Origin of the sequence: Rhizobium sp. NZLR11 (genome assembly GCF_019685115.1) — a bacterium.
In the GTDB taxonomy this organism is placed as follows: domain Bacteria; phylum Pseudomonadota; class Alphaproteobacteria; order Rhizobiales; family Rhizobiaceae; genus Rhizobium.
On sequence record NZ_JABDWD010000031.1, the window covers coordinates 1 to 2,500 of the forward strand.

The 2,500-nt window shown below is 54.5% G+C and carries 1 tRNA gene and 2 rRNA genes (1 of these 3 cut by a window edge); all 3 read right to left on the bottom strand.

What is annotated here, in order from left to right:
• Positions 1-66 precede the first annotated feature (66 nt).
• Positions 67-143 (bottom strand) — tRNA-Met (locus HJB83_RS31335).
• 171 nt (positions 144-314) lie between these two features.
• A 5S ribosomal RNA gene (rrf, locus tag HJB83_RS31340) occupies positions 315-429 on the bottom strand.
• Between the two features lie 220 nt (positions 430-649).
• Positions 650-2,500: ribosomal RNA gene (locus tag HJB83_RS31345) — 23S ribosomal RNA — on the bottom strand; it runs 1,029 nt beyond the window's last position.

Here is a 2,500-nt window from a genome sequence, read left to right on the forward strand (position 1 = left end):
CCCGTAAACGCAAAAGCCCGCCATGAGGCGGGTTTTTGGGTATTGTGTGTTTGATCATGGAAGGATTGGTTGCGGGGGCAGGATTTGAACCTGCGGCCTTCAGGTTATGAGCCTGACGAGCTACCGGGCTGCTCCACCCCGCGCCATGGCAAATCCATTGGATCTGCTTGAGTATTATAACACGAAAGGCCGCTTGTTAGCGGCCTTTTGACGGCGTTTGCCGTTGATTGTTTTGAGAAGATTGGTTTTGTTGGCGCATGCATCTTTCCGAAGCCTTAAGGCTCCGGGAGCATGCGTTAAGTTGCGCTTTGCAGACCTGGCAGCGACCTACTCTCCCGCGTCTTAAGACGAAGTACCATGGGCGCAGGGGCGTTTCACGGCCGTGTTCGGAAAGGGAACGGGTGCAGCCACCCCGCCATAACCACCAGGTCGGCAAAGCGCAACTTTATGTTTTGAGAAGCTGGCAGGCGTTAGCCTGTTTTCTTTTTTTGAACACGTCTTCGATCTTTTCCACCCGAGGGCGCTTGTGGCACCCATACAGGCCAGAGGCCGTCGCGCTCGGTAGCGCGGGCCGTCCGCAGCGCCATTGGCGCGTCAGGACAAAGGTCAAGCATCATCGAACTTTGTTCGATGAGCACAGTCAATGAGAACGATCAAGCCAATCGAGCTATTAGTACCGGTAAGCTTCATGCGTTGCCGCACTTCCACACCCGGCCTATCAACGTGGTCGTCTTCCACGGCTCTGATAGGGAATACTCGTTTTCAGGTGGGTTTCCCGCTTAGATGCCTTCAGCGGTTATCCCGTCCATATGTAGCTACCCTGCTATGCCCTTGGCAGGACAACAGGTCCACCAGAGATATGTCCATCCCGGTCCTCTCGTACTAGGGACAGATCCTGTCAATATTCCTACACCCACGGCAGATAGGGACCGAACTGTCTCACGACGTTCTGAACCCAGCTCACGTACCGCTTTAATTGGCGAACAGCCAAACCCTTGGGACCTGCTCCAGCCCCAGGATGCGATGAGCCGACATCGAGGTGCCAAACAACCCCGTCGATATGGACTCTTGGGGGTCATCAGCCTGTTATCCCCGGCGTACCTTTTATCCGTTGAGCGATGGCCCTTCCACGCGGGACCACCGGATCACTATGACCGACTTTCGTCTCTGCTCGACTTGTCAGTCTCGCAGTCAGGCGGGCTTATGCCATTGCACTCGACGACCGATTTCCGACCGGTCTGAGCCCACCATCGCGCGCCTCCGTTACTCTTTCGGAGGCGACCGCCCCAGTCAAACTACCCACCATACACTGTCCCGGACCCGGATAACGGGCCGCGGTTAGACATCCATGACGATAAGGGTGGTATTTCAAGGATGGCTCCACGGAAACTGGCGTCCCCGCTTCAAAGCCTACCACCTATCCTACACATGCCGACACGAATGCCAGTGTAAAGCTATAGTAAAGGTGCACGGGGTCTTTCCGTCTGACCGCAGGAACCCCGCATCTTCACGGGGAATTCAATTTCACTGAGTCTATGTTGGAGACAGCGGGGAAGTCGTTACGCCATTCGTGCAGGTCGGAACTTACCCGACAAGGAATTTCGCTACCTTAGGACCGTTATAGTTACGGCCGCCGTTTACTGGGGCTTCGATTCAAAGCTTGCACCTCTCCTCTTAACCTTCCAGCACCGGGCAGGCGTCAGACCCTATACGTCGTCTTGCGACTTCGCAGAGCCCTGTGTTTTTGATAAACAGTCGCTACCCCCTGGTCTGTGCCACCCCATCATACTTGCGTAGAATGGGGTCACGCTTCTTCCGAAGTTACGCGTGCAATTTGCCGAGTTCCTTCAACATAGTTCTCTCAAGCGCCTTGGTATACTCTACCTGACCACCTGTGTCGGTTTCGGGTACGGTCTATACGGTGGAGCTATTTCCTGGAACCGCTCCGCTGCCCATCCAATCCAATTAGAATGAACAACTTGTGCAATCCGTCACTACCACCAGGCCCACGAATATTAACGTGGTTCCCATCGACTACGCATTTCTGCCTCGCCTTAGGGGCCGGCTAACCCTGCTCAGATTAACTTTAAGCAGGAACCCTTGGTCTTTCGGCGAGAGGGTCTCTCACCCTCTTTATCGTTACTCATGTCAACATTCGCACTTCCGATACCTCCAGGAGCCCTCACGGGTCTCCCTTCATCAGCTTACGGAACGCTCCGCTACCACGTGTATTGCTACACATCCTCAGCTTCGGTGCATGGCTTCAGCCCCGTTACATTTTCGGCGCAAAGACCCTTATTTAGACCAGTGAGCTGTTACGCTTTCTTTAAATGATGGCTGCTTCTAAGCCAACATCCTGGTTGTTTTGGGATCCTCACATCCTTTCCCACTTAGCCATGACTTGGGGACCTTAGCTGGAGGTTAGGGTTGTTGCCCTTTTCACGACGGACGTTAGCACCCGCCGTGTGTCTGCCGAGTAGTACTCCCCGGTATTCGGAGT